Raw genomic sequence first — 26123 nt, forward strand, 5'->3', positions numbered from 1 at the left:
CGTAGATATCCTTACCCCGCATACACTGCTTCTTCAGGCCCATAGCACGTTTACGAGCGTTCTTCTCTAAACAGTCGTCTATTAAATCTTTCAGGCTACCGACAATAACACGGCGGCCTCGCCGGGAACTGTTATAATGGGGGGGGATTGTTAATACCGATTCCAGAGAGGATTCAGGATCATCACAGTTTAATGCGGCTTCATACTCGGCTATGACTTTATGAACGGTCTTACGGCTGACATCCAACTCCCTGGCTATAGCCCGTTTACTGTACCCAACCGTGCGGTACATGTGAATAATTGTTTGTTTTTCCACCATTGTTATCATTTTAGCCTCTGTGTTGGTTAATACACAAAGGAATTTATAATGTTAATATTTGTTAGTAAAATGTAGAGCTTTATTAGATGCTCTCACACATTTTACTTAACTGGTGGTATACTTTTAAATTATTTTAGTGGACTACTTTTCAATTATATTATACATCCTGTGAGGTGCTTATTTGCGAATTGACCAATTCACAAAGTTCTTTTACTATTTTCTCGAATCGGGTGGCAATGGAATGGCTTGTCCGTACCATCGGGTTTAGCTTATCTTCTTCATAACTCCGAATGAAACGGATAATATCATCTTGGCGTTTGTTAATCTTGGCAAGCTCCGATTTTACAGATTCGGGAGCATCGGCAGGGTTGATGGAAGCCTTGTCAATATACCTAAAAGCCAATTTCACTACTTCACTCTTTTTCAGCGAATAGCGTTTACATATTTTCTCTACCAACTTTGCCGCTTCCTTGTCTATGGAAACAGTGGTAAAGACTATATTTCTACTCTGATTTTGCATAGTAATTACTATTTAATGGAAAATCATTTTATTAAAAGTCTGATAATTAGCTATAAATATGAGAGGCTAATTACCAGACTAATTACAACGGTTTAGTATAAACCGTTAAAGCCGAAGGCTTTGCCCCGAAGGGCAAGAGGAAGAACAGGACGCAGTCCAGTTCCCTCTTGCTTAACTCAGTGAAACAAACAGAGCCGGTAGGCGATGTTGTTTCAGCTGAATGCGGAGCCATTAACTGGAGGCATTAACTACAAACAGACCTCCTTCATTTGCTCTGTTTTGCTTAAATCGCAAAAAGCAGAATCATTCCTCGCTTTCCTTGGTTTTATTCTTGTCTTTTGCTTTCGGATGTTTCTTTTCAAAATCCTGATAGGTTTGAAAATCCATGTGAGAACGCACAAATTCCCGCACATCCGAAGTACGGTAATAAGTCTTATGACCCACCATAAAGAAAGGGAGTTTTTTACTTGTCCGATATCGTTGGAGGGTTCGATACGATACTTTCAACAGAAAGGCTAAATCTTGGTTGTCAAGCAATTTTTCATCAGGCTCAAATACTTCGTTGGTGTTAATCAGCGATTTTAAATCCTGACCGATTTCACTCAATTTTTTGGATAGTTTTTGCATCCAAGTTTCAAAATCATCGTTATTGATATACATATTACTTCATTTTTCAAATTAAACATTCTTGTTTTCAATCGATTGATGAAGCAAAGGACGGAAGAACGGAGAAAACAAAATAGGGGAATCCCTATGGACTCCCCTAAAACCATCTCTCATAATTCTAAAATTCAGCCACTTATAAATTCATCTTTTTTCATCTTGTTTTTTCGACTTTCACGCACGATAAGATTTTTCAGATAATCCAATGCTTTTGTCAGGTTATAAGGTTTCCTGTTAAATATTCTGCCTTTGGATTTATACGCATCTCCAAAAGTAAAATTGAAAGCACTTTCCAACATTTTAGTAATATGGATAAATGGGGCAGGATTCCCTTCTTCATTAACAAATTGCTCAGATAATTCAAAAGAACTAGCCAGTTCTCCCATACTATCAATCCCCAAGCCGTTTGACTTAGGGATAAAATAGACTTCCGGTTTATTTGTTGGGAAGTTATAAGAAGTTGGATTTGATTGAAAGAATTGAAGTTTAACTAATTCAATTTCTGATTCAAGAAGTAGAATTGTTTTTCTAAGATAGATTTTTTTAAGCGCATTTTTCCCCCCTGCCCGTAAAAAGATGATGATCCTAATGAATCAAACTCAATACGAGTAAGATTCAATATCCGAAAGATTTTTGAATAATCTGATTCGGATTGATTAAGCTTTTCAATCTCTGCTAAAAAACTGTCATAGGCACATTTCATTTCTTGTTTTTCAACTTTTAGTGAGGACTCACATAGTAAAGTGAATAATCTCAATTGTTTTAAATCATTCATAGGCACAATCTTTAGTTATTAATTAATAAGTCGGACTATATTTCAAGGTTATGACCTTGTTTGTTGAATGAATTCTTTGAATAATTGAGAAGCTTTTATAAAAAACGCTGTTATTTCAAATCAATCTTACTCAAATTATGTTTTAAATCTACTTCTGTATTTACTGATATTCCTTTTGTTGCCCAAGCCATATCCATATTCACAATGATCAACTCATTACCTCTCAACTCTACTTCGGCAGGTTGATCCAAGTTACCATCAGCCCCATCGGTATCTCCATTAATTTGCAGAGTTGTTACTTTGCCATTACGATCTATTTGGTGAACAGCATTATTCAAAAAATCCGCTACATAAAATGCATTTCTTTCCTTACTAAATATTAATCCGTCAGGCCCTTTCATATTCGGACTCTCAGCAAACAATTCGGTCTCTATTGCCTTATTGCGATTGTCTAACTTAGAACGATATATTTGACTTTTTTCTATTACGGTTGTGTACATAAAACCCTCATCATCGAAAGTGATACCATCTGCACCAAATCCCATATGATTATCCGATTGAAAAGTAACAACTAAGTGTTTATCACCGACACCATTGTCATAAGGAGTTAGTTTTAAAGGGCTTGGTCCTTGCAACTCATTTAGCGAGAAGGAATAAACACCACTAATCAGGGTGTTTTTATCTGCCTGCAATACGGATTCGGTTACAAATAATTGGTCTTCTTTCCAGTACATTCCATTCGAAGCAATAAATCCTTCTACTAAAACATCCACGTTTTGAGGCTTACCGTCAATTACATTGATTCTAAGGATTCGGGATTTATGCTCTTTGGAAAAAAAGACTTGCATATCGGCAATATACAAATTTCCATCAGGGCCAAAAGCACAATCCATCGGGCCTACCGTACCTGTTTCCGGATGCATATCCTCCGGTTTGAAATCATACCAATGAGAGATACGATTATCCTTATGTATAATTGCCATAAAAGGGTTGGAAGGCTCTTTTATCAATTCCTTTTCAAGTAAATACCGGTTGTTGAAATTCGGGACTGATAATATCAGATCTCCATTATCGGACTTTGCCAAACCATCAGGTGTATTATATTCTGGAGGGAGATTAATAAACCGTTCGGATTTTTTAGCAGGACTTTTCTGATTAGTAACATTTTGACTTGTAACAAGAGTGCTACATATTGTTAATTGACAAACAATTAAACACAGACTGAAATTTATTCTCTTCATTTTATCTCATTTTTTATTATAACAATGCAAAATTGAGGAAATTGTACTATAATTCGTTTGCTACAAAATTCAAGATGTTTGCACTATAGCTCCAAATTGAATGTGTCACATTAATATCTCATGCTAAAAAATAAGATGTCTAATAAAAGAACCCCATCTATCTGTTATCGAATTAGAGCAAACGATCTTCTTATGTCATCAACAAGTTGTTGAGGTTGTTCTAACGAACCAAAATGGGCCCCATTGTCCACTTCGTTCCAAAATATCAGGTTCGGATAAGACTGTTCAGCCCAATTTCGGGGATACTTGAATATATCATTTTTAAATATTGTTGCGGCAACAGGCAATTTCAGTTCTGCTCCATCAAACCTAAAATTCCGATTCTCCCAGAAAGTTCTTGCCGACATACTTTTTGTAAACCAATGAAGAGAAATATTATCAAGTATTTGATCAAGGCTAATAGCTTCGGTAGGATCTCCACTATGATCTGTCCAACGATAAAACTTCTCATAAATCCATGTTGCCTGGGCGATTGGAGAATCGATTAACCCATAAGCCAATGTCTGTGGACGTGTCCTTTGCATGTGAGAATAACCACCATCCTCACCCTGTGTCCAGACAAATGCATCAATAGCTGCCCGCTCTTCCTCAGTGAGGTTCTCTGGAAAAGGATTTGGCATAATATACAAGATGTTGAGATGGATACCTATAAGGCCATCAGGTGCAATTTGCCCCATTGAGGTGGCAATAGCCCCCCCTAAATCGCCTCCTTGTACTGCCCATCGAGAGTAACCCAATCTTTGCATAAGGATAATAAATGCTTGTGCACTTTTGGACATATCCCAGCCGACTTCTTTAGGAAGTTCGCTAAATCCCCAACCTGGAATTGAAGGAATAATCACATGGAAAGCATCTTCCGCTTTTCCTCCATGAGCAACCGGGTTTGTCAGAGGTTCGATAAGTTTAATAAATTCAACGATAGAACCTGGCCATCCGTGAAGCAGTATCAACGGAAGTGCATTTTCATATTTTGACTTGACATGAAAAAAATGAATATCGATACCGTCAATGTTTGTGATGAATTGAGAATATGTATTTGCCTGTTTTTCAAATCGTTTCCAGTCGTATTTGTTTCGCCAATAATCAGCCAGTTCCTGTGCCTTAGCTAATGGCACTCCTTGTTGCCAATCCGAAACGGTTTCCTTCTCCGGCCAACGAATAGTTGAAAGTCTCTGTTTCAGGTCGTCGATTTCTGCTTGTGAAACATTTATTCTGAAAGGGAGAAATGTTTCCTTATTTACTTCTATGCTCATTTTGTTTTTATTATTATTCTATCTCTAATTTCAGTCTTTGCAATTCTAAGGAATTGATCAGCCATTTTTCCGATCGATAATGGAATTTCACGTGATAATACCCGTATCCATGAAAAAACTCGAACTCATTACTCACATTCTTATCCATATACCATCGATCTTCCATTGCCCAGACGACCTCTGCTTTGTGTTTATCTATGTCAATAATTTCCAGATTATGGAGGTGATGGATTGTTACTGCATTTTGTATTGTGTTGACACAAGAGGCGACTAAATCCGATAAGCGGTTATACGAATTTGTTATTTGTCCATCAATATCCCGGAATATTATTTTGGCATCTGCATCCACAATTTCTTTTAAAGATTCCCATTGTTTCGTGTCTATATCGCGGCAATATGCTGCCATCGTATTTTGAATTACTATATAGTCATTGAAAATAATTGTTTTATCCATAATTGTTTTTTTAATTTATCAGTCTATCTGAATCACAATCTTTCCAAAGGCTCCTTTGCCCAAATGTTTAAAAGCCTCTGGAACTTCATCAAACTTGTATACTCTATCTATAACAGGTCTTATTTTTAGAATATCTATCTGGCGAATCATTTCTTCAAGACTTTTTCTAGAGCCGACACCGATTCCTATAAGAGTGGATCTGGTTGAAAATAACCTAAAAACAGATGCATTCAATTGTGGTGAATCGAGTAATCCGACAATTGCAATCTTGCCTTCCTGAGCTATTGAATTTAAAGATTTTTGGAAGTTCTCACCACCTGCCATTTCCAATATTAAGTTGGCTCCTTTTCCACCTGTTATTTGCATAACGTCTTTATCCCAATATGGATTGATCAATCTATTTATACCATATTTAGCCCCATTGCTCAATGCTTTTTGAATTTTATTATTGTCGGAACTCGTTATGATAACATTTGCGCCAAAGGCGTTTGCAAACTGGCTAGCAAATAAAGAAACACCACCAGTGCCCTGAACTACAACAAAATCTCCATTTTGAACTTTTCCCCGTTCAACTACAGCGATCCATGCCGTTAGGGCAGCACAAGGCAGCGTGCTTGATTCCAGCGTTGTAAGTGACAGTGGAGCTGATGAAAACCAGTCTTGTGAAAAAGAAACATATTCACTTAAAACTCCGGGGCCGGGGCCTCCTAACGATGGAGCAACTTTTGGATCAGGGGCTATGCCATTTATCCATCCGGCAATATTTGTAGAAATAACCCGGTCACCAATCTTAAACCTTGTAACATTTTCCCCAATGTCAACAATTATTCCTGATAGATCCGAGCATGGTACTATTGGTAAAGTCAAATCCATACCCATACCTGAGTTAACGACCAAATAGTCTCTATAATTAAGGGAAACAGCTTCAACTTTCACCAGAACCTCCCCAGGTTGTGGTATCGGTGTAGATACGGAATTAATTCTTAGATTCTCTACTCCATAATCTGCAATTATCCATTGTCTCATATTTACTTTTTAATATATTGATATTCAAATGAATGTTAGCTAATTATAAGGATATAATTATTTTCCCCTTTGTACTATTCTTCTCAATTTCCTTATGAGCCAATGGAATTTCTTCAAAAGTATATTCTTTTGAAATATAGGGTCGTAACTTTCCGGTTTCTAATAATTCAGCGATAAATCTCATATCATTTCCACTTGAGCGAACAGCATTGTAAAATGCATTAATCTGTTTTTCTTGAGCCTTCATCGCGTTTTCAGTTGTGATATGCGACCAAAGGCTTATTAATTTTCCGCCTGGCTTTATAACCTTAAGACTACGTGAAATATGTTGATCTGATCGAACAGCGTCAACTACAATATCAATATTCTGGACAATATCTTCAAAACGTTCTTTTCGATAGTCGATAAATTGATCAACTCCTAATCCCATGACAAATTCTTTTTTATTTTCCGAAGCCACAGCTATAACGTAGGCTCCGAAATATTTAGCAAGCTGAACTGCAAAATGACCAACTCCATCGCCGGCAGCAGTAATTAAAACTTTATCGCCGCTTTTTATACCGACTTTCCGGAAAGGCTGTAAAATAGTGAGTGCGGCAAGTGTTGAGGCCACAGCTTGTTGATGGGTAATATTGGCCGGTTTGATTGTTATCTGATCTTTTGGGGCAGCAACATATTCCGCATAAGCTTTACCGGAGGAATCCGGATGATGAATGGTTCCAAAAATCTCATCTCCAATATTGAATTCATTAACCTCACTACCCTTAGCTACTATAATACCTGAGATATCCCAACCTAATATTTTATATTTCTCATTGAGAAACAGCGAATCAAGTCTTTTGTTTGCCCGAACTATTGCATCTGCGGGATTAATGCCGATTGCTCTTGATCGTATCAGTATTTCATTCTTATTGACTGACGGAAGCGGAAGTTCTTCTAAATAGAAATTTTCAACACCTCCTTGTTCCTTCAGAACCATAGCTTTCATATTCTTCTTTTTATGTCTTAGAATTGATAGGATTGTTTCTCCCCGGTTTGCGCGGAAATCTCAATAGCTTGGATCATACGCTGTCTGACAACTGCATCATAAAAAGTCGCAGCAGTATGTGTATGGTGCTGCAAGTCCTGAAATATCCTTTCATAATTATATGCGACATTCGCAGCCGGAATACTTAATACATCCACTTGAGGTAAACGATATTCTTCAGGAATTTCAACTTCAGAAAGAGTCTCATCTCTCCCCAAAGACATTTTAAGCTTCACACCGAATGTTCCCGGATTTCCACCATCTCCTGTCACTATTATATATCCTTCTGAACCATTAATTTCCCACATGAAGTTATTATCCCTTAATGTACCTCCCCGATAGTGAATCGAAGCAACGGTTCCATCTGTTAACAGACCGTTTACGGCTATTTGGTCATATGCTGTAACAGGAACCTGTTCCCCTGTTTCAATAACGGTAGTTGTTTTGCGACGATTGATAGCCGTTGCATTCAGTTCCCGAAATTCACCAAGACAATGGCATAATACATCCACCGCATTTCCGAAAGTGGAATAGATCATGCCTGCTCCATTTTCTATAGCTGTGGAATATAGAAGAGATTGAGGCATCTGGGCTCCATATATGATACCGGAACCTAATAAGGTAGTTGATTGGATTTTTCCCAGTTTACCCTTTTTAATGATATCTTTTATGTATCTAAATACCGGTACTGATCTACTTTGTAACCCAACAAAACCATGAATTTCCTTATCTCTTGCTTTTTGGAGTAATTCTTCAGCCTCCTGTAATCCATTACCTAAAGGCCATTCGCAATAAATACTTTTTCCGGCATCTATTGCAAGTTCGACTAATTTTCGATGTTCAGTAACCCGGACTGTAATAGAGACTAAATCTACTTCCGGGTTATCTATCAACTTTTTATTATCGTCAAATACGAGAGGAGCATTATATAGCTTTCCGGCTTCCTCTGCTACAGCTACCGATCTATTGCTTATTGCTTGTAGTTTGTACTGGGATAAACTTTTAATGGCAGGAATATGTGCCAGTGAGGCAAACCCTTTGTTTGCATTTACTCCGGTAATACCGACTCTGATCTTTTGCATATCTTTTTATTTTGGAATTATAATTCCACAAAAATATCGTTTTGGAATTTAAGTTCCAAATAAAATGATGATTAAATTCATTTCACTACATTTGTACTTCAAACTATAGATAGTCATGGGTAGAAATAAAAATTTTGATGAAAATGTAACGTTGGACAAAGCCGTTACTTTATTCAGGAAGCAAGGATATCAGGCGACAACACCTGCTCAGTTAGTGGAATATTTAGGCATTAGCAGATCCAGCATGTATGGAACTTATGGGGATAAAAGAAGCCTGTATATCAAATCTTTGTATCGCTACAATGAGCAAACGGATGAGAAATTTAATCAAATAGTTAATCATTGTACTGATGCGAAGGAGGGCATTAGAAATATTTTTCAGGTTGCCTTGGACGGGTGTTTCGGAAAAGATGTACAAAGTGGATGCCTTTTAGTAAATTCCGTAGCAGAACTCCCTGCTGCTGAAACAGAAATTATTAAAATTATTTCTGAGGCAAGGGAAAAAAACAAACAGTACATAATAAAACTGTTGAAAAAGGGTCAAGCTAGTGGTCAAATATTCCAAGACGTAGATACTCTCAGGATCTCGGAATATTTTATGAATGCAATTAATGGCCTTACAATATCCGCCAAATATAGAGTGAGCAGAGAAACCTGTGAACAAATAATTGACACAACTCTCTCGATATTAGATTAAAATTCTATTCTCCCTATTACTTTTCGGTAATGAACCTTCTGTGATCCTTCCCCCATTTGATCATCTCCAAGATAATGCTCCCAAAACTTTTACAATAATCTGTAGATTCATATTCTACCCTGACAGGATAGTCGTCATGTACGGTTCTTTTGATCAATTTATTTAATTCCATTTCTCGCAGTTCCCTCGATAACATTCGTGATGTTATGCCCGGAATGCTTCGTTGAATTTCCCGGAAACGCTTGTTTCCATTGCAAATAGAATTAATGATGGGAAGTCTCCATTTACCCCCGATAACATAAATAGTGTCTTGTAACGCCTGAATTTCTTCTGCCGGATTTCTTTCCATCTATACAAATATTGGTATACTATATGATACTGGTTACAAAGTTATATCATTCTATGCGTAAATTTGCATATCACAATTAAAATATGAATAAATGGCTAAAACAATTTTTATTACAGGAACAAGTTCGGGATTAGGAAAGGCAACGGCCAAATATTTCGCAAATAAAGGATGGAATGTTGTAGCAGCATTACGCCGGCCTGAAAAAGAAACCGAACTCACACAGTACGAAAATATCCGGTTAATCAGATTGGATGTTACCGATTTGCAACAGGTAAAGGATGCGACGGATGAAGCGATCAAGGCATTCGGAAAGATAGACGTGGTTGTAAATAATGCGGGTATCGGTGTTTACGGAGCATTGGAACTGGCAAAAGAAAAAGATATTGATTGGATCTTTGCTGTCAATGTCCGTGGAGTGATTAATGTTATCAGGGCGTTTCTTCCTCATTTCAGGGAAAATAACGGTGGCCGGTTTATTAATGTAAGTTCATACATGGGAATCACTACGGCACTTCCATTGGGCTCTTTGTATAATATGTCTAAATTTGCTCTGGAAGGACTGAGCGAAGGACTTTATTACGAATTGATGCCGCATAATATTTCATTACATTTGATTGAACCGGGTGGTTCGACCGATAATAATTTTATGAATAACACGATCTGGAACGAGAATAGCGAAATAACTGCTTACGATACAATTACTGCTAAACTTAAAAATATGTTTGGGCATATAGACTCTGCCGTATTAGATGATACCCTGATTCTCGTTAGGGAAGTTGAGAAGTTGGCTGAGGGTGAAAGTAACCAATTCAGAACCGTAATCGGTAAATCGGGTAATGATTTGATGAATTTGAGAAACAGTGTCCCTATTGAACAATATTTAGAAACCATATATGCTTCTTATAAATAAATACTTTCAATATTATTTACACCCAAACTGAACATCGCAAAAAATGTTTGTCTGGTAATTCAATGTATGCGTATTGACGAAGTATAGTTTTATTCAATCTAATCATGGCGGGCATGAAACTTCCAAAATCGGTTGTTATCTTGTCCGCCAAATAAAAATCCTATGACGATTGAACTATTTATCAACTTAGTATTTTATCGTCATTTTCCGATATTGATATATATCCTCAATAGAAACGACCGGCATATCGTATCTTTGAGCAAATTCAATAATTTCAGGAAGTTTTGCCATTGTCCCATCCTCATTTGTCAATTCACATAAAACGGCATATTCTCCTAAACCTGATATTTTCATCAAATCAATGCTCCCTTCGGTATGCCCTCTTCTGGCAAAAACACCATCAGGTTGGGATACCAACGGAAATACGTGCCCCGGATAAGCCAAACTCTCGGGTGTCGCTTTTTCGGAGATTGCTGTTTTTATCGTCGTTATCCTATCTTTAGCTGAAACACCTGTTGTTACACCGTTTTTAGCTTCAATGGATATAGTAAATGCTGTCTGATATTTACTTGTATTGTGCTCAACCATCTGTCTCAATCCGAGACTTTTGCATTTGGTTTCGGTTAAACACAAGCAAACAATCCCGCTACATTCCCGAATCATCAGAGCCATATCTTTTTCTGTCATTTTCTCGGCTGAAAAAATCATATCGCCTTCATTTTCTCTGTTTTCATCATCAACAAGCAAAATGCCCGAACCTTGTCGTAATTTTCCCACAGCATTCTCAACCCTTTCTTTGCTGTTTTTTCCAAAAATGTCTAAATTGATCATTTTATCCCCTTTTTATGCTTAATGAAATCTTCGGCACAAAGCGTATATCATAAACTGATTATTCCCAAATCAAAACAAGTAATTGGTGATTTTTTCACCCAGACTTAATTGTTGATTTTTACCATCAGTAAAAAAATGCACTTTGCTACCGGAAAAGATTTTTCTATTTAAATAAGATGTTATTATTTGACAATCAATATGTTTATGAGATAAGCTTAAAATTGTATCTATCCGTCATTGACATCAGTTTCTCGTATATAAAAATTCAATGTGAAATTGACGATTTGTATAAGGGGGCGGTTCTTTTTTCACTGGGATTATGCCCCCAGAAACTTTTAAACAACCTTGAAAAATGAGAAATATTTTCATAACCAATAGCATAGCAAATGTCTGCTATCGTCATCTCTGTAACAGAAAGCAATTCTTTTGCCTTCTCCATTCTCTTCTCCTGTATCCATTTTCCCGGCGATACATGGTATATTGCTTCAAAATCACGCCGAAAACTTGACAAACTCCGTCCTGACAAATAGGCCAATTCCCTTAAGGAAATAGGGTTAAGATAGTTTTCTTCTATCACTTTGGGAATGTCAGTCGGTTGTCGACTTTTCAATTGAATCAACTGCAGTAGCAGTTTTTTATCCGTTTGGGCAAGATCGTAGAGTAATTCCATCATTTTGATGCGATATAGATTGATATTAATTTCCTCTTTGTCATGAAAATAAGGCTTTATGGATTCTAAAAACTTCAACAATCGTTCTTTGAATGGACGGACAAAAACGGGGGCGGGTTCCCTGTCTTTAAAAAGCCTTAAATTTTCTGATTTTAAAAAGTCAAGCAGAAAATCATCTTTGATAAAAAACATCATACTTTCGAAGGCATAGTTGTTTTCAGGATTTCCAAACTTCCAGGCCTCAATGCTGCGAAATTTGGGCAGCAGGATCATTTCATTTTTGTTTACCTCAAAATGTTCTTCTCCCAGTTTTATCTTAAAAGTTCCTTCCAGTACAAAAAGAAGTAAGTGTCCCTGCAGAAACATCACTTTCTTAATATTATGCGCTTTAGTACAGGATTCCACGACGGAAACATCCTGCAATTCCAGGATGCTTTCATAATGCGGTGCTTTCGATAAATCACCCGGTATCTTGACGACTTTCATTTGTCTGTTTTTTATTGTAACACAAAATAATTAAGTTGAATATAATAGCTGTCAATCTTTGATATGATCTTCAAGTAAAGCCAAATCTGCTTTACCCAGTCGATTTTTCGCAAAATTAGCTTGATGCCAGTATGGGTAGATAAGTGGAAGTTGACTTATCTTGTTCAGTCTTTCGATCTCATCTGTTGTCAGTTGCAAATCTGCAGCAGAAATATTTATTTCCAATTGTTCCAATTTTCTTGCACCGATAACTAACGAGCTTACAGACGGACGTGTCAATATCCAAGCTAAAGCTACTTGAGCAGTTGGAACCTGTTTTTCCTCTGCGATGATATTAAGTAAGTCAACAATATTCCACAGCCTGTTAAAATCACGGATAGGCGGTTCGTTCCATCCATTGGCAAAACGACTTCCCGTTTGTGTTTTTTTATCTCGCGTATATTTACCTGATAGTAATCCACCTGCTAATGGACTCCAAATCAATGCACCTAATCCTTGGTCTGCCCCAATCGGAAGTAATTCGTATTCGGCTTCTCTTGCCTCCAAAGTATAATGGATTTGTTGTGTAATGAATTTCTGGTAGCCATTTTCTTTACTTGCATGCAAAGATTTCATTATATGCCAACCTGAAAAATTGGAACAACCGATATAACGGATTTTCCCTTGCTTAATCAATGTATCCAAAGTCTCTAACATTTCCTCAACCGGAGTAATGCCGTCCCATTCATGCATATAATAGATGTCTATTACATCAGTTCGAAGACGTTTGAGACTTTTCTCAACTTCTCTGATTAAATGATGCCGGGAAAAACCCTCGTCATTTATCCCGTTTCCGACAGGCATTCTTGCTTTAGACGAGATTAACAACCCGTTAGGACGTTTGCCGTTTAATATCTCGCCAATAATCTCTTCCGATCTTCCGGCAGAATACATATTGGCAGTATCCAATAAGTTTACTCCTTTGTCAAGAGCAAAATCTATAATCTCTTTGGCTTCTTTCACCCCTGCATTACCGATTTTGGCAAATTCACCTTCCCCTCCAAAAGTCATTGTTCCTAAGGTTATCGTAGATACCTTTAATCCTGAATTTCCTAATTGCCTGTATTCCATAAAATGATTTTTATTATTGTTGTTAATGCAAAATTAGTATATTCTGGGCCACACATATTTTTCTTAAAGTTCCAAATATATTGACTAAAAGTGTCAGATGTAATTTTTTTTATAGAATTTTCGCCTTCTACCATACATGGAGGAGTCTGTCAGTTAAAATCCTCTGAAAATAACAATAGCGTTATGCCCTCCAAATCCAAAAGCATTACTCATGTGATAATATCGCTCCTGTGGTACCGTCCATAGCGGTGTTATGGTACCGTAATTTATCGTATTGATTGGTCTTGTATCACTCGTTTGGTACTGCTGGTATTTGTTTTTTCATTTTCAATGTTCAACTACGATCACATCACCTTTTTGGTACTGTTATTTGTGAAATTAGCAATGGTATTATATTGTTGTTGGGCTTTGCCCTCAATTAATAATATTATTAACGTCTAAAAGTAAACCAAATGTTACGACTAAGACAGATTTTACAGATACTAAAGTGTCGCGCACGGTGCCAAGTGAGCGATATTATAGGCTAAAGTCTAATCCTTCGATTTAGAGAACAGAACTTGTTATTATCCAGCATCAAAAAATCATTTTTGTTGCTTATAATACTTCATCATATCATCAAATTCTCCACGAACTTTATTGACTTCCGTAAAGATTTTCTGATTTAAAACTTTTGCGTAAATCTGGGTCGTAGTGATATTTGTATGACCTAACATTTTAGAAACGCTTTCTATGGAAACCCCTTTGGTCAGCATAATCGTTCCGAAACTGTGCCTGGCTACGTGCGTGGTCAGTTTCTTTTTAATACCGCACAAGGCTGCAATTTCTTTCAAATAGTAGTTCAATTGATTTTCTCAACTCTTTATCAGCAGATTATAGAGGGCTTAATTTGGCGAGGTAACGATTTGGTAATGGTTCTTTTGACTTTAGTTTGCTTGGTTTTGCAAACTTCGGATAATCTCATGACACAAAGATAGAAATAATTTTGATTTTCTAAAAACAAGACAGTTATATTTGATGCTGTTTTACATAATATAAACAGCTAATTATATTGATTTTATATGCTTTTTCTTGTAAGAGAAATTTGGATGAATCATTACAGCCTATTTTGCTTTTTATACTCATTCGGAGTGCATCCATATCTTTTCGAGAAGGCCTTGAAAAAGCTTACCTTATTGGCAAAACCAGATTTGAAGGCAATTTCGCCAATTGTATACTTCGATCTCAATAAAAGGTCTTGCGCAATATGCAGTCGTTTTTCGCGAATAATATCGGCAATGCTAATATTATCGTTTATTTCATTTATCTTACGGTATAGATTGCGGTTGCTCATTCCCACTTTATCAGCTATAAATGGTACAGATAGGTCTTTGTTGTCTATATTTTTATCAATGATAGCCAGAATATCTTTCATAAACTTCTTGTGTTCTTTGTGTCTGAATTTACCCTGTGCAAGCTCAAAAGCACTCTGAGGAGAAGAAAAATAATCTTTCAGGGTTTCTTTTCGCGAGAGTAGTTGCTTTATAGACGTTTTCAGATAATCGGTATTGAAAGGTTTGGTTATATATAATTCTGCTCCAGCTTTCATCCCTTCTATTTGTTTTTCTATCTCATGCCCGGCCGATATCAGAACCAGAGGTATGTGAGCTGTTTGAGGATTGCTTTTTATTTGTTGCGTAAAACCTATCCCATCAGTACTGGGCATCAGTATATCGCACAATATTATATGTGGGTGCATCTCTTTAAGAATTTCAAATGCTTGGTTAGAATTTGCAGTCATAATGACATTAAATTCGTCATTGAAAGTATCTTTTATCAACCACAATATTTCAGGTTCATCATCTATTGCAAGCAAAATCGGTTTCAAGTCGTTGTATGTTGACGGCTCAATAATGGCTTCCTTATTTTCCAATACTGCGTTTTTGATTTCAGGATACCCTTGTTTTGCTACAATACCTTTCGGGTTTTCTATAAATGGCAGCTTCAGAATAAAGCATGTTAGCTGGTTGAGACTACTCTCAATATCTATTTTGCCACCCAACAAAGCCGCCATGCTGTTAGATATAGCTAATCCCAGTCCATTGCGCGAAAATGGCATTGCTTCGGTTTGATTTTCGAAGTCGTCAAGTATACTGTATCGGTCAAATATTTTAGATATATTTTCGGGTTTTATACCCTTACCTGAATTTGCAATGGTTATATGAAGAATACCTTCTATTATCTCTATCTCTATTTTTACATATCCCTCATTAGTCGTGTATTTAAAAGCATTGGATAAAAGATTTATGATTATTGTAATAAGAAACTCTTTGTCTGAATTCCATTCAATATTCAGAGGTACATCTCTTTCGAAGGTGACATTTTTAGATTCGGCTAAATCAGAGAAACTACTGCTGATATAATTTATTAGCGATGAAATGTTAATTCTTTCAATACAAATGTTTTTGTGTCCCGATTCTATTCTTCTAAAATCTATCAAATCTTGGATGAGCGAATTTAATCTTTCGGCATTTTGTTGTATGATTTTCGCATATTTTATAATTGTTGTGTCTGTATTCTCCTGATTAAGGATGCGGTTGCAAGGCCCATAAATAAGGGTAAGTGGTGTACAGAACTCATGGGCAATATTAGTAAAAAACTTCAGTTTCGATTCGTAAACATTTTCTTTATGTTTTTGTTTGAGAATGATAAGAGCTTTCTTCTTCCTTTTTTTGCTGCGTATTATTATTGATCTGACTATCAATCCGAAAAACATCAAGATTGTTATACTATATAAAATATAGGCCCAAAAAGTTTTGTACCAAGGAGGTAATATTATCAATTTCAATTGATAAACAGGACTTTCTTTTCCTATAATAGGGTTATTGTATTTTACAGAAAGTGTGTATTCGCCGGCAGCAAAGTTTGTAAGAGATATTGAATTTGAATTGCCATTGTCAACCCAGTCCGAATTGATATTTTCAAATTTATAATGGTAAGTGTAGTTGTTTCCGTTGATGTAATCTATGGCATTATATGATATGGAGAAAAAGTTTTGGTCATGGCTCAATGTCAGAATATTCTCCCCTTTCTTTTCTGACAGGTAATCAATTATATTACATGGTTTACCCATAATGCTTAGTCCGTCAAAATCCAAATCGGGCATATATTCATTCGGACTATAACTTTTGTTTTTACTAATTGAAACAAAGCCGTTTATCCCACCAAAAAAAAGGCATCCCGTCTTTTCATCAGCAAATGAAGCTCCATCACTGAACTCAATAACCTCAAGGCCATCATGGTAATTGAAACGACGAAAGAAATCATTCTGGCTGTCATAGTTGATAATTCCGTTGTTGGTGCTTAACCAAAAAGTTGTATCCTCCTCGGGTAATATGCAATGAATAACGTTGTTGGAGAGGCCTGAATTTTTATTCATCACCTTATATTCATCAGAGTTTTTATACTTTATCAAACCTGAGCCTGTACCTATAAGGTAATTATAATCTTTGGCTCTTGCAATTGAATATATCTCGTCCAACGTGTTGCTATTGAAGCTGATATTTTTCATCTGCCCTGTTTGAGTATTTATTTTAAATACCCCCGAACCTCTATTCGCAGCCCATAAGTTCTGACCATCGGCAAAAAAAGAGAAGAAATAGTTGGATGATATATCTCCGTTATTTATCAAATATTTATCTGCAATTTTCAAATTTACAACATCGCCATTTAGGTTTATCTCGGTCTTTATTATACCCATCCCTACGCTTGCAATCCATAATATCGAATCTTGTTCATATACATCATGTATGTATTTAATATTTATACCATTTTGCAAGAGATTTATTCGTTTTATTTTCTTGTCTTTAAATGAATAATAATTAAGCCCTTCCTCGGTTCCTATCCATAATATATTTTTTTTGCTCTTCCGGATACAATACACCGAGTTATCCCATAAAGAACTATTATCCATAGATATATATTCGATTTTACAATTCGCCAGATTTTTGTTCAGATCGTATTCATTAATTTTGACAATACCGTCTCCTTTGCTTCCCAACCATAACGTTCTCTCATTATCTATATACATGGCTCTGATGGGGCGTCTTACGCTGAACGTGAATTCGTTGAGTAGTGTTGAATGTATTGAATACAGATCACTGTTTGAATAAGAATATACACCTTGCCCATCGGTGCCTATCCATATAATATCCTGAAACCTATCTTTGAGCAGACAAAAAACACCACTATTTATGGGAAGTTTTTCTACGGTGTAGCTATATACATCATGTTTCAGCCTGAACAAACCTGTAGTTTTGAATCCGATGAAAAAATCATCCTGATATTTTAAAATGGATGAAATAAGACCATTCTTCAGGTATAAATCGCGGACGTTGATAATAAAACTCACTTTTTGTTTTTCCATATTGAACTCATACAGACCGTAGTTCTCATCGACGAAGGATAAATAGTTTCCAGATTGTGAGTTAAATATAATTTTATGCTGATGCTTGAATGACTTTCCCTCTTTCAACACAATTTTACCATCGATCTGGTAGTTTATGGTATAACTCATTATTGTGCCATTTTGGTCGATAATGTAAATTGTATTGTTGTTGTCGATAAAGAATGCTGCTATATTCTTAAATTTGATTTGGGGAAGGTTTATGGAGTCAAATTGATTGTTTTGTTTGTTGTAATGAAATATACAACTGTCTTTTTTTATAATGAAAAAGTTATTATGATTATCTTTAGCAGTATGCAATATTTTATTGAAGCCTTTAAAATTCTGTAAAGTTCTCTCATCCTCACTTAGTCGATCTATACCATAATACGTCTGTACCCATAACGATTTTTTTTCGACCTCTGTTATTTTGTCTATCAATGTACCAGACAATACCTGATTCTTGTCTACTGACTGAAACAAAGTTACTTTATTGCCATTGTAAATATTTAATCCATCACATGTTCCTATCCAGAGTATTCCTTTAGAGTCTTGGCACAAAGCTGTAACAGAACTGTTCGATAAATTTTCAGCATCATTTATCTTACGAATATTATAACTGTAAAGAATATTACAATGTGTAGTCAATAATAGTATGATTGTATATATAGCTCGTTTTTTCATGAAATACCATTTTCTTAATAATGCCAATCAGTAGTTGAATTGTATATATAAAGTGTTCTGTTATTTTGTCATCCCGAACGATTGTGAGGGATCATCTCTCTTGAATAGGCTGCGCGTAATCAAAGATTACTTGCCTCCTTTTAAGTCGCCTGTGCTCCTCGATTGTTAATTTCCCATAACTACAAAAAGAACCCAAAATGCATATTGCCACACTTTTTGGCAATGTAAAAAGGATGGAAGGCAAGCTTTCGCAGAAAGTATGGCCGCAACAATTTAATGAACATTTTTGATCAACAGTTTTAGTGCTGATTTGCATTAATAATATAATAAATTCAGCTACTAGCTCTTATATATTTGTAAAATTACAAGTTTTAATTCAGATAATTGTGCTTCCGAGGCAATGCAAATAGTTAAGATCTGCGACAATATGGTTAATATTTGTGACATACCCAAAATGAGTCAGCTTATGCTTTTTTATCTTCGTTACTAAATTGTAGTTTTGCCTCACAATGTCTTAATTTCGCTTAAATACACTATGAAAAACAAATATTATTTAACAATTTTACCAGTAGCATTTTTGTTAATGCTTTCCTGTAAGCAAAATAATGTCGTTGATACAGGTTGGGACTTAAATATGTATAGAGCAGAGACAACGCTGGACTCGTTATATAAATACTATGGTTGTCCCGATTCTTATTTGTTGCTCGAAACTTATCCATTCGATTCTGTACATAAAACGACCTATCAAGCGAGTGAAGAACAAGTCGGTCAATCGAATCAATATTCTTATTTGTGGCCTTATTCTGGGACATTTTCTGCCGTAAATGCACTATTAGAAGTGACAAAAGACGGGAAGTACAAACAACTTCTCGACTCTAAAATACTGAAAGGTCTTGACGAATATTTCGATATCCGCCACAAACCATATGCTTATGCATCTTATATCAACTCCGCAGCCCAATCCGATCGCTTCTATGATGATAATATCTGGATAGGAATAGATTTTACCGACACCTATCTGATGACTAACAATTCCGAGTATCTGGACAAAGCAAAACTTATTTGGGAATTCATTCTAAGTGGCATGGATGACAAGCTGGGTGGTGGAATATATTGGGTAGAACAGAACAAAGAATCAAAGCATGCCTGCTCCAATGCTCCGGGAACTGTGCTTGCTCTCAAACTATTTAAAGCCACACAAGACAGTAGTTACTTTTATGAGGCAGAAAAATTATATATATGGACAAAAGAACACCTGCAAGATACAACTGACTATCTAATCTTTGACAACATAAACCTGAATGGAAAAATAGATAAGACAAAATATAGCTATAACAGTGGACAAGTTATGCAAGCTGCCGTTTTACTCTATCAACTCACAGGAAACAAATCGTATTTGATTGATGCCCAGAATATCGCTCTATCGTCATATAGTTTCTTTTTCGAAGATTTCAAAACCGCAAATGGAGAGCAGTTTAAAATTCTCAAAAAAGGCGATATATGGTTTACCACAGTTATGTTGCGTGGCTACATAGAACTGTACCATGCTGACAATAATAAAACTTATATTGAAGCCTTCGAGAAGAATTTGAACTATGCATGGGAACATATGCGCGATAATAACGGCCTATTCAATACCGATTGGACCGGTATACAAAAAAATGATAAAAAATGGCTGCTTACACAAGCCGGTATGATAGAGATGTATGCACGAATATCAAATTTAACCAATAAATAATCGACCAACGAAAATGAATAATAAAAGAAAATTATTGACATTAGGTGTCTCCGTTATCGCATTTTGGGGGGCAACGCATTCAATTGCATCAGACACCCGATATGCAATGCCGATGGATAACACCCGGGTGGTTGGTAGCCCAAACTATGATAAAACAAATCGACCATTGAAAAAAGATCGACTGTTTCGATCACAAGCAGTAGATAATGAAATAATAAGGGTGAAAAATCTATTGAAGAACCCCAAATTGGCATGGATGTTCGAAAATTGTTTCCCTAACACCCTCGATACTACTGTACGTCATCGCAAGACTAATGGGAAAGATGATACAGTGGTTTACACGGGAGACATACATGCTATGTGGCTGCGCGACTCGGGTGCTCAAGTATGGCCTTATGTACAATTAGCAAATAGTGATCCTCAGCTTAAAGCGATGCTGGCAGGAGTAATCCGCCGTCAGTTTATGTGTATTAATATCGATCCGTATGCCAATGCATTTCTTGATCCGCATGATCCTAATCCAGATCATCAATGGATGAGTGATATGACTGACATGAAAAAGGAGTTGCACGAACGCAAGTGGGAAATAGATTCGTTATGTTATCCACTTCGTTTAGCTTATCACTATTGGAAAACCACCGGTGATGCCAGTATTTTCGATGAAGAATGGCTTCAGGCGATAGAAAATATACTAAAAACATTCAAAGAACAACAACGAAAAGAAAGCTCAGGACCCTATAAATTTCAACGGAAAACCGAACGCCAGTTAGATACCCTTAACAATAACGGATTGGGAAATCCTGTCAATCCGGTAGGTCTTATCGTTTCGGCTTTTCGCCCATCCGACGATGCCACAACGTATCAGTTCCTTGTTCCTTCAAACTTTTTTGCTGTTACCTCGTTGCGCAAAGCAGCCGAAATACTCGAACAAGTAAATGGTAATACTGCTCAAGCATTAGAGTGTCGCAACTTAGCGCAAGAAGTAGAAACAGCATTAAAAAAATATGCAACATACAATCATCCGAAATATGGAACTATCTACGCATTCGAAGTAGATGGTTTTGGTAACCAATATCTGATGGATGACTCTAATGCTCCTAGTCTGCTATCATTGGCTTACTTGGGCGATGTGGATGTAAACGATCTCATCTATCAAAATACCCGTCGCTTTGTATGGAGTAACGACAATCCCTATTTTTTCAAAGGAGTAGCAGGCGAAGGAATCGGCGGCCCACATATAGGATACGATATGGTATGGCCAATGAGTATTATGATGAAAGCATTCACCAGTCAGGATGATGAAGAAATAAAAACCTGCATAAAAATGTTGATGGACACCGATGCTGGAACCGGGTTTATTCACGAATCGTTTCACAAAGACGATCCATCTAATTTTACCCGTCCTTGGTTTGCATGGCAAAACACACTTTTTGGAGAATTAATACTCAAACTGATACACGAAAATAAAACAGAATTGCTGAATAGTATAAATTAATATAACTCACTCTTTTTAATTAAAAAAATCATGAGAAACAAAAGAAAAATTCTTTTGTTTGTGTTCTCTTTGTCTTTTCTGATATCGACAGCACAGACCAAATTTGACCCCGTAGATTATGTAAATCCTCTTACAGGTACGCTTTCCAAGTTTGAATTATCGACAGGGAATAACTATCCTGTAATAGCCCGTCCGTGGGGTATGAACTTTTGGTCGCCCCAAACAGGTGGTATGGGAGATGGATGGATGTACACATACACTGCCGACAAAATACGCGGTTTTAAACAAACCCATCAACCAAGCCCGTGGATGAACGACTATGGACAATTTTCCATTATGCCTATTACCGGTAAAGCAACTTTCGACCAGGACAAGCGCGCCAGTTGGTTTTCGCATAAGGCCGAAGTAGCTAAACCCTATTATTATTCCGTCTATCTGGCCGACTGGGATATAACCACCGAAATAGCCCCAACCTCACGCGCTGCCATGTTTCGATTTACGTTCCCCGACGACGATTCATATGTTGTAATCGATGCATTCGACAGAGGATCGTATGTGAAAATCATTTCTGAAGAAAACAAAATAATAGGCTACACAACCCGCAATAGCGGAGGTGTACCCGACAATTTCAAAAATTATTTTGTAATAACTTTCGACAAACCATTTAGCTACAAAGCCGTGGTGGGCAATAACGAGATTCGAAAAAACGAATACGAAGCCAAAGAAAATCATACAGGAGCCATTATCGGATTCAAAACTCGTAAAGGAGAGATTGTACATGCCAAGGTAGCCTCTTCATTTATTAGTCACGAACAAGCAGAAATAAATTTGAAAGAATTAGCCGGAGATAGTTTCGATCAAATAACTCAAAAAGGCAGGGATGAATGGAATCAGGTATTAGGAAAAATAGTGGTTGAAGATGAAAATATCGACAATCTACGGACATTCTATTCCTGCCTTTATCGTTCACTCCATTTTCCACGCACTTTTTACGAAATAGATGCACAGGGACAAACGGTTCATTACAGCCCGTTTAACGGACAAGTACAACTAGGATATATGTTTACAGATACAGGCTTTTGGGACACATTCCGTTGCCTCTTTCCTTTCCTCAATCTGGTTTATCCGTCGATGAACGAGAAGATGCAGGCCGGGTTGGTAAATGCTTACAAAGAAAGTGGTTACTTACCCGAATGGGGTAGCCCTGGACACAGAGATATTATGATTGGTCAAAATTCGGCATCGGTGGTTGCCGATGCATACATCAAAGGACTGAAAGAATATGAAACAGACCTATTATGGAAAGCTGTAACTAATGGGGCCAACAGCCATCTTCAGCATACCGCATCGGGTAGGGTTGGCTACGAGTACTATAATAAATATGGTTATATCCCTTACGATGTGAATATTGGGCAAAATGTAGCTCGCACACTTGAATATGCTTACAACGACTGGTGCATATATAAATTGGGTCAAGCAATGGGTAAACCCGAAAGCGATCTGAAACAATATAAGGAAAATGCATTCAATTACAAAAACGTGTATAATCCTAAAAACAAGCTAATGTGTGGTAAAGACAGCAAAGGAAATTTCAATCCAAACTTCAAGCCCGAAGACTGGAGTGGCGAGTTTTGTGAAGGAAACAGTTGGCACTGGAGCTTTTGTGTGTTTCATGATCCACAAGGTTTGATAGATGTGATGGGAGGTAAGAAAGAGTTCAACATAATGATGGATTCGGTGTTTAATGTACCCAGCCATCTAGGTATACGCAGCAGAGGTATAATACACGAAATGCGCGAAATGCAGGTAGTAGACATGGGGCAATATGCACACGGTAACCAACCCATCCAACACATGATTTATATGTATAATTGGTCGGGGCAACCTTGGAAGACTCAATATTGGGCTCGTGAAATTATGGATAAGCTATATAATCCGAATCCCGATGCTTACTGTGGAGATGAGGATAATGGCCAAACATCGGCATGGTATGTATTTTCGGCAATGGGATTTTATACTGTATGCCCGGGAACTGATGAATATATACTTGGATCACCTCTATTTGATAAAGTAACCGTAAAATTGGAAAACGGAAAAACCATAAATATAAAATCGGCTAATAATTCGAAGAAGAACCGCTATGTGAAAACGGTGAAACTGAATGGTAAAAATCACACTAAAAACTATTTCACACACAGTGATCTGAGAAAAGGAGCGAACATCATTTTCGATATGTCGTCAACACCAAATACCAACAGAGGAATTGATGAGACCGATTTTCCATATTCATTTTCAAATGAAAAGGTCAATAAAACATCACATTAATACCAAATAGACAAATGAAAACACGATTTTATATCTTGACTTTAATATTTCTTTTCTGTTACACTGAAGAAAATATGGCACAGAAAAGAATTGACCTCAAGTCTCCTAAAAATCAAATTAGAATAAGCATTGATATTGGTGACAAAATTTGTTACTCTGTATTTGCAGATAACGAATTGTTATTAGAAAATAATACAATGCAACTAAACCTGAATGGTATTTCATTAGGCGAAAAACCTCAGCTGAAAAACGAAAAACGAAAAACAGTTTCGAATGAATTAAAACCTGTTGTACCATTAAAATTTTCGACAGTTACAGATCATTACAATGAGCTAATTCTTGAATTTAAGGACAACTATTCAATAGAATTCAGAGCCTATGATAATGGTATAGCCTATCGATTTGTAAGTAAAATAAATAAAGATATAGAAGTTTTGAGTGAAGATTTTGAGCTGAACTTTCCTCAAGACTATCTTCTTCATCTACAAGAATCTGGCAGTTTCAAAACCGCATATGAGGAAGAATACTCACATAAATATGCAAAAGATTGGAATTCAAACGACAGAATGTCGACTCTTCCCGTATTGATAGAGGCGGCAAATCATCGAGTACTAATCTCTGAGTCCGACCTTACCGATTATCCATGTATGTTTCTGAAAGGCAATCGTAAAGGCATTTTTTCTACATTTCCAAAAGTGCCTTTAGAATTTGGCGAAAATGGTGATCGGAGTCTCAAAATACTGAGGGAAGCCGACTATATATGTAAAACATCAGGTACAAGAACTTTTCCTTGGCGTTTTTTTGTAATAACAAACGATGATAAGAAGATTCTCGAAAATACATTAGCTTATCAATTGGCTTCAAAATCAAAGGTAGAAGACACCTCTTGGATTAACCCCGGGCAAGTAAGTTGGGAGTGGTTTAATGGAGCTATAGCATATGGTCCGGATGTAAATTTTCAATCAGGATTTAATGAAAATACCTATAAATATTTTATCGACTTTGCGTCAAAAAATGGTATTGAATATATTATTATGGACGAAGGTTGGGCAAAATCTACCCGTGATCCCTACACCCCTAACCCTAATATTAATGTTCACAAAGTGATTAAATATGGTAAAGAAAGAAATGTAGGAGTTATTCTCTGGTTGACATGGTTGACAGTAGAAAACAACATGGAACTTTTCGCCAAATTTGAAGAATGGGGAGTTGCCGGAGTAAAAATAGATTTTATGGATCGCAGCGACCAGTGGATGGTAAACTATTACGAACGTGTAGCCCAGGAAGCAGCAAAACACAAAATACTGATATCTTACCATGGCTCATTCAAACCAGCCGGTCTTGAGTATAAATATCCCAACATTCTCACTTATGAGGGCGTGAGAGGCTTAGAACAAATGCATGGATGTCAGCCAAGAAACTCTATTTATTTACCTTTTATGAGAAATGCTGTTGGAGCTATGGACTTTACTCCCGGAGCTATGATTAATATGCAACCCGACACCTATTATGCAGAAAGGCCACATTCGGCCAGCGTGGGTACCCGATGTTTTCAATTAGCGGCATATATCGTTTTCGAATCAGGACTTCAAATGTTAAGTGATACGCCTTCTTTGTATTATCAAAATCAGGATTGTTGCGATTTTATTACTCGTGTACCAGTAACATGGGACGAGACGAAGGCTTTGGCGGCCGAAGTTGGAGAAGTTGCCATTGTGGCAAAGCGTAAAGGTTCAACATGGTTTATAGGTGGTATAACAAATGATAAGGAGCGCACAATAGACCTTGAGTTCGACTTCTTACCTTCCAACAGTAGTTACAAAATAACCTATTTTGAAGATGGTGTAAATGCAGGAAGATATGGGTCCGATTATAAGAAAACAATATCCGAGATTAACTCCGGAGGCAAGATTAAAATAAAAATGGCACGTAACGGAGGTTGGGCGGCTATCATAGAATAAATAACCTGTCTAATTTTTAACTGAATT

The 26123-nt window shown here is 36.7% G+C and carries 21 protein-coding genes and 2 pseudogenes; 6 read left to right on the top strand and 17 right to left on the bottom strand.

Annotated features, from left to right (window positions below):
• The 11 genes and pseudogenes from HMPREF9455_RS16470 to HMPREF9455_RS16520 form a co-directional block, all read right to left on the bottom strand.
• On the bottom strand, nucleotides 1–319 hold a 319-nt coding region (locus HMPREF9455_RS16470; RefSeq protein ID WP_006800873.1), incomplete at its 3' end, for a helix-turn-helix domain-containing protein.
• 163 nt (nucleotides 320–482) lie between these two features.
• Nucleotides 483–839 (bottom strand): annotated as a pseudogene (locus HMPREF9455_RS16475) (BfmA/BtgA family mobilization protein); the annotation flags it as partial.
• Nucleotides 840–1142: 303 nt separating this feature from the next.
• Nucleotides 1143–1499: a helix-turn-helix domain-containing protein gene (locus HMPREF9455_RS16480; protein WP_006800875.1), complete on the bottom strand. Its 357-nt coding sequence runs from the start codon at nucleotides 1497–1499 to the stop codon at nucleotides 1143–1145.
• A gap of 131 nt (nucleotides 1500–1630) precedes the next feature.
• Nucleotides 1631–1888, bottom strand: a complete 258-nt coding sequence (locus HMPREF9455_RS20815; protein ID WP_006800876.1) for a hypothetical protein — start codon at nucleotides 1886–1888, stop codon at nucleotides 1631–1633.
• Between the two features lie 104 nt (nucleotides 1889–1992).
• Complete coding sequence (locus HMPREF9455_RS21590; protein WP_006800877.1) at nucleotides 1993–2277, bottom strand: hypothetical protein; 285 nt, start codon at nucleotides 2275–2277, stop codon at nucleotides 1993–1995.
• A gap of 110 nt (nucleotides 2278–2387) precedes the next feature.
• Nucleotides 2388–3518: an SMP-30/gluconolactonase/LRE family protein gene (locus HMPREF9455_RS16495; protein WP_006800878.1), complete on the bottom strand. Its 1131-nt coding sequence runs from the start codon at nucleotides 3516–3518 to the stop codon at nucleotides 2388–2390.
• Between the two features lie 164 nt (nucleotides 3519–3682).
• The gene (locus HMPREF9455_RS16500) at nucleotides 3683–4831 is read right to left on the bottom strand and encodes an epoxide hydrolase family protein (RefSeq protein WP_006800879.1); all 1149 of its coding nucleotides are present in this window, start codon (nucleotides 4829–4831) and stop codon (nucleotides 3683–3685) included.
• A 13-nt stretch (nucleotides 4832–4844) separates the two neighbouring features.
• Nucleotides 4845–5285 carry a nuclear transport factor 2 family protein gene (locus HMPREF9455_RS16505; RefSeq protein ID WP_006800880.1) on the bottom strand — a complete coding sequence of 147 codons (441 nt, stop codon included), beginning with the start codon at nucleotides 5283–5285 and terminating at the stop codon, nucleotides 4845–4847.
• 18 nt (nucleotides 5286–5303) lie between these two features.
• On the bottom strand, nucleotides 5304–6311 hold the full coding sequence (locus HMPREF9455_RS16510) for a zinc-dependent alcohol dehydrogenase family protein (protein WP_006800881.1): 1008 nt from the start codon (nucleotides 6309–6311) through the stop codon (nucleotides 5304–5306).
• Between the two features lie 43 nt (nucleotides 6312–6354).
• On the bottom strand, nucleotides 6355–7299 hold the full coding sequence (locus HMPREF9455_RS16515; protein ID WP_006800882.1) for an NADP-dependent oxidoreductase: 945 nt from the start codon (nucleotides 7297–7299) through the stop codon (nucleotides 6355–6357).
• 17 nt (nucleotides 7300–7316) lie between these two features.
• Nucleotides 7317–8420 (bottom strand): Gfo/Idh/MocA family protein, encoded by a 1104-nt coding sequence (locus tag HMPREF9455_RS16520; RefSeq protein WP_006800883.1) that lies wholly within the window; start codon nucleotides 8418–8420, stop codon nucleotides 7317–7319.
• Nucleotides 8421–8535: 115 nt separating this feature from the next.
• On the opposite strand from HMPREF9455_RS16520, the gene HMPREF9455_RS16525 reads away from it, so the two are divergent.
• The gene (locus HMPREF9455_RS16525; RefSeq protein WP_006800884.1) at nucleotides 8536–9117 is read left to right on the top strand and encodes a TetR/AcrR family transcriptional regulator; all 582 of its coding nucleotides are present in this window, start codon (nucleotides 8536–8538) and stop codon (nucleotides 9115–9117) included.
• A gap of 16 nt (nucleotides 9118–9133) precedes the next feature.
• On the opposite strand, the gene HMPREF9455_RS16530 is transcribed toward HMPREF9455_RS16525, so the two are convergent.
• Nucleotides 9134–9466 carry a winged helix-turn-helix transcriptional regulator gene (locus HMPREF9455_RS16530; protein ID WP_044216592.1) on the bottom strand — a complete coding sequence of 111 codons (333 nt, stop codon included), beginning with the start codon at nucleotides 9464–9466 and terminating at the stop codon, nucleotides 9134–9136.
• Nucleotides 9467–9557: 91 nt separating this feature from the next.
• Between HMPREF9455_RS16530 and HMPREF9455_RS16535 the strand changes: the two genes are divergently transcribed.
• Nucleotides 9558–10376 (top strand): SDR family oxidoreductase, encoded by an 819-nt coding sequence (locus tag HMPREF9455_RS16535; RefSeq protein WP_006800885.1) that lies wholly within the window; start codon nucleotides 9558–9560, stop codon nucleotides 10374–10376.
• Between the two features lie 186 nt (nucleotides 10377–10562).
• Here the strand turns inward: HMPREF9455_RS16535 and ribB are convergent, their stop codons facing one another.
• From ribB to HMPREF9455_RS16560, 5 genes and pseudogenes are all read right to left on the bottom strand, one after another.
• Nucleotides 10563–11207 carry a 3,4-dihydroxy-2-butanone-4-phosphate synthase gene (gene ribB / locus HMPREF9455_RS16540; protein WP_006800886.1) on the bottom strand — a complete coding sequence of 215 codons (645 nt, stop codon included), beginning with the start codon at nucleotides 11205–11207 and terminating at the stop codon, nucleotides 10563–10565.
• Nucleotides 11208–11472: 265 nt separating this feature from the next.
• Nucleotides 11473–12363 carry an AraC family transcriptional regulator gene (locus HMPREF9455_RS16545; RefSeq protein ID WP_006800887.1) on the bottom strand — a complete coding sequence of 297 codons (891 nt, stop codon included), beginning with the start codon at nucleotides 12361–12363 and terminating at the stop codon, nucleotides 11473–11475.
• Between the two features lie 51 nt (nucleotides 12364–12414).
• Nucleotides 12415–13473: an aldo/keto reductase gene (locus HMPREF9455_RS16550; protein WP_006800888.1), complete on the bottom strand. Its 1059-nt coding sequence runs from the start codon at nucleotides 13471–13473 to the stop codon at nucleotides 12415–12417.
• Nucleotides 13474–14054: 581 nt separating this feature from the next.
• Nucleotides 14055–14312 (bottom strand): annotated as a pseudogene (locus tag HMPREF9455_RS16555) (tyrosine-type recombinase/integrase); the annotation flags it as partial.
• 254 nt (nucleotides 14313–14566) lie between these two features.
• Nucleotides 14567–18577: a hybrid sensor histidine kinase/response regulator transcription factor gene (locus HMPREF9455_RS16560; RefSeq protein ID WP_006800889.1), complete on the bottom strand. Its 4011-nt coding sequence runs from the start codon at nucleotides 18575–18577 to the stop codon at nucleotides 14567–14569.
• Between the two features lie 535 nt (nucleotides 18578–19112).
• On the opposite strand from HMPREF9455_RS16560, the gene HMPREF9455_RS16565 reads away from it, so the two are divergent.
• The 4 genes from HMPREF9455_RS16565 to HMPREF9455_RS16580 are packed head-to-tail and all read left to right on the top strand — an operon-like array spanning nucleotide 19113 to nucleotide 26096.
• A complete protein-coding gene (locus HMPREF9455_RS16565; protein ID WP_006800890.1) occupies nucleotides 19113–20315 on the top strand; it encodes a glycoside hydrolase family 76 protein in 1203 nt (400 codons plus the stop codon).
• A gap of 13 nt (nucleotides 20316–20328) precedes the next feature.
• Nucleotides 20329–21810, top strand: coding sequence for a glycoside hydrolase family 125 protein (locus HMPREF9455_RS16570; protein WP_006800891.1), 1482 nt, complete (start codon nucleotides 20329–20331; stop codon nucleotides 21808–21810).
• 30 nt (nucleotides 21811–21840) lie between these two features.
• Complete coding sequence (locus tag HMPREF9455_RS16575; RefSeq protein ID WP_006800892.1) at nucleotides 21841–24135, top strand: GH92 family glycosyl hydrolase; 2295 nt, start codon at nucleotides 21841–21843, stop codon at nucleotides 24133–24135.
• Between the two features lie 14 nt (nucleotides 24136–24149).
• Nucleotides 24150–26096 (top strand): glycoside hydrolase family 97 protein, encoded by a 1947-nt coding sequence (locus tag HMPREF9455_RS16580; protein WP_006800893.1) that lies wholly within the window; start codon nucleotides 24150–24152, stop codon nucleotides 26094–26096.
• Nucleotides 26097–26123: the final 27 nt, after the last annotated feature.

The organism is Dysgonomonas gadei ATCC BAA-286, assembly GCF_000213555.1.
Lineage (GTDB): Bacteria > Bacteroidota > Bacteroidia > Bacteroidales > Dysgonomonadaceae > Dysgonomonas > Dysgonomonas gadei.

What these genes read in the sequence shown, in the direction of transcription:
- HMPREF9455_RS16530 (WP_044216592.1), bottom strand. Translation starts at nt 9,466, where the DNA reads ATGGAAAGAAATCCGGCAGAAGAAATTCAGGCGTTACAAGACACTATT.
- HMPREF9455_RS16570 (WP_006800891.1), top strand. Translation starts at nt 20,329, where the DNA reads ATGAATAATAAAAGAAAATTATTGACATTAGGTGTCTCCGTTATCGCA.
- HMPREF9455_RS16500 (WP_006800879.1), bottom strand. Translation starts at nt 4,831, where the DNA reads ATGAGCATAGAAGTAAATAAGGAAACATTTCTCCCTTTCAGAATAAAT.
- HMPREF9455_RS16495 (WP_006800878.1), bottom strand. Translation starts at nt 3,518, where the DNA reads ATGAAGAGAATAAATTTCAGTCTGTGTTTAATTGTTTGTCAATTAACA.
- HMPREF9455_RS16580 (WP_006800893.1), top strand. Translation starts at nt 24,150, where the DNA reads ATGAAAACACGATTTTATATCTTGACTTTAATATTTCTTTTCTGTTAC.
- HMPREF9455_RS21590 (WP_006800877.1), bottom strand. Translation starts at nt 2,277, where the DNA reads ATGAATGATTTAAAACAATTGAGATTATTCACTTTACTATGTGAGTCC.
- HMPREF9455_RS16535 (WP_006800885.1), top strand. Translation starts at nt 9,558, where the DNA reads ATGGCTAAAACAATTTTTATTACAGGAACAAGTTCGGGATTAGGAAAG.
- HMPREF9455_RS16510 (WP_006800881.1), bottom strand. Translation starts at nt 6,311, where the DNA reads ATGAGACAATGGATAATTGCAGATTATGGAGTAGAGAATCTAAGAATT.
- HMPREF9455_RS16550 (WP_006800888.1), bottom strand. Translation starts at nt 13,473, where the DNA reads ATGGAATACAGGCAATTAGGAAATTCAGGATTAAAGGTATCTACGATA.
- ribB (WP_006800886.1), bottom strand. Translation starts at nt 11,207, where the DNA reads ATGATCAATTTAGACATTTTTGGAAAAAACAGCAAAGAAAGGGTTGAG.
- HMPREF9455_RS16545 (WP_006800887.1), bottom strand. Translation starts at nt 12,363, where the DNA reads ATGAAAGTCGTCAAGATACCGGGTGATTTATCGAAAGCACCGCATTAT.
- HMPREF9455_RS16520 (WP_006800883.1), bottom strand. Translation starts at nt 8,420, where the DNA reads ATGCAAAAGATCAGAGTCGGTATTACCGGAGTAAATGCAAACAAAGGG.
- HMPREF9455_RS16480 (WP_006800875.1), bottom strand. Translation starts at nt 1,499, where the DNA reads ATGTATATCAATAACGATGATTTTGAAACTTGGATGCAAAAACTATCC.
- HMPREF9455_RS16560 (WP_006800889.1), bottom strand. Translation starts at nt 18,577, where the DNA reads ATGAAAAAACGAGCTATATATACAATCATACTATTATTGACTACACAT.
- HMPREF9455_RS16505 (WP_006800880.1), bottom strand. Translation starts at nt 5,285, where the DNA reads ATGGATAAAACAATTATTTTCAATGACTATATAGTAATTCAAAATACG.
- HMPREF9455_RS16565 (WP_006800890.1), top strand. Translation starts at nt 19,113, where the DNA reads ATGAAAAACAAATATTATTTAACAATTTTACCAGTAGCATTTTTGTTA.
- HMPREF9455_RS16575 (WP_006800892.1), top strand. Translation starts at nt 21,841, where the DNA reads ATGAGAAACAAAAGAAAAATTCTTTTGTTTGTGTTCTCTTTGTCTTTT.
- HMPREF9455_RS16515 (WP_006800882.1), bottom strand. Translation starts at nt 7,299, where the DNA reads ATGAAAGCTATGGTTCTGAAGGAACAAGGAGGTGTTGAAAATTTCTAT.
- HMPREF9455_RS16525 (WP_006800884.1), top strand. Translation starts at nt 8,536, where the DNA reads ATGGGTAGAAATAAAAATTTTGATGAAAATGTAACGTTGGACAAAGCC.
- HMPREF9455_RS20815 (WP_006800876.1), bottom strand. Translation starts at nt 1,888, where the DNA reads ATGGGAGAACTGGCTAGTTCTTTTGAATTATCTGAGCAATTTGTTAAT.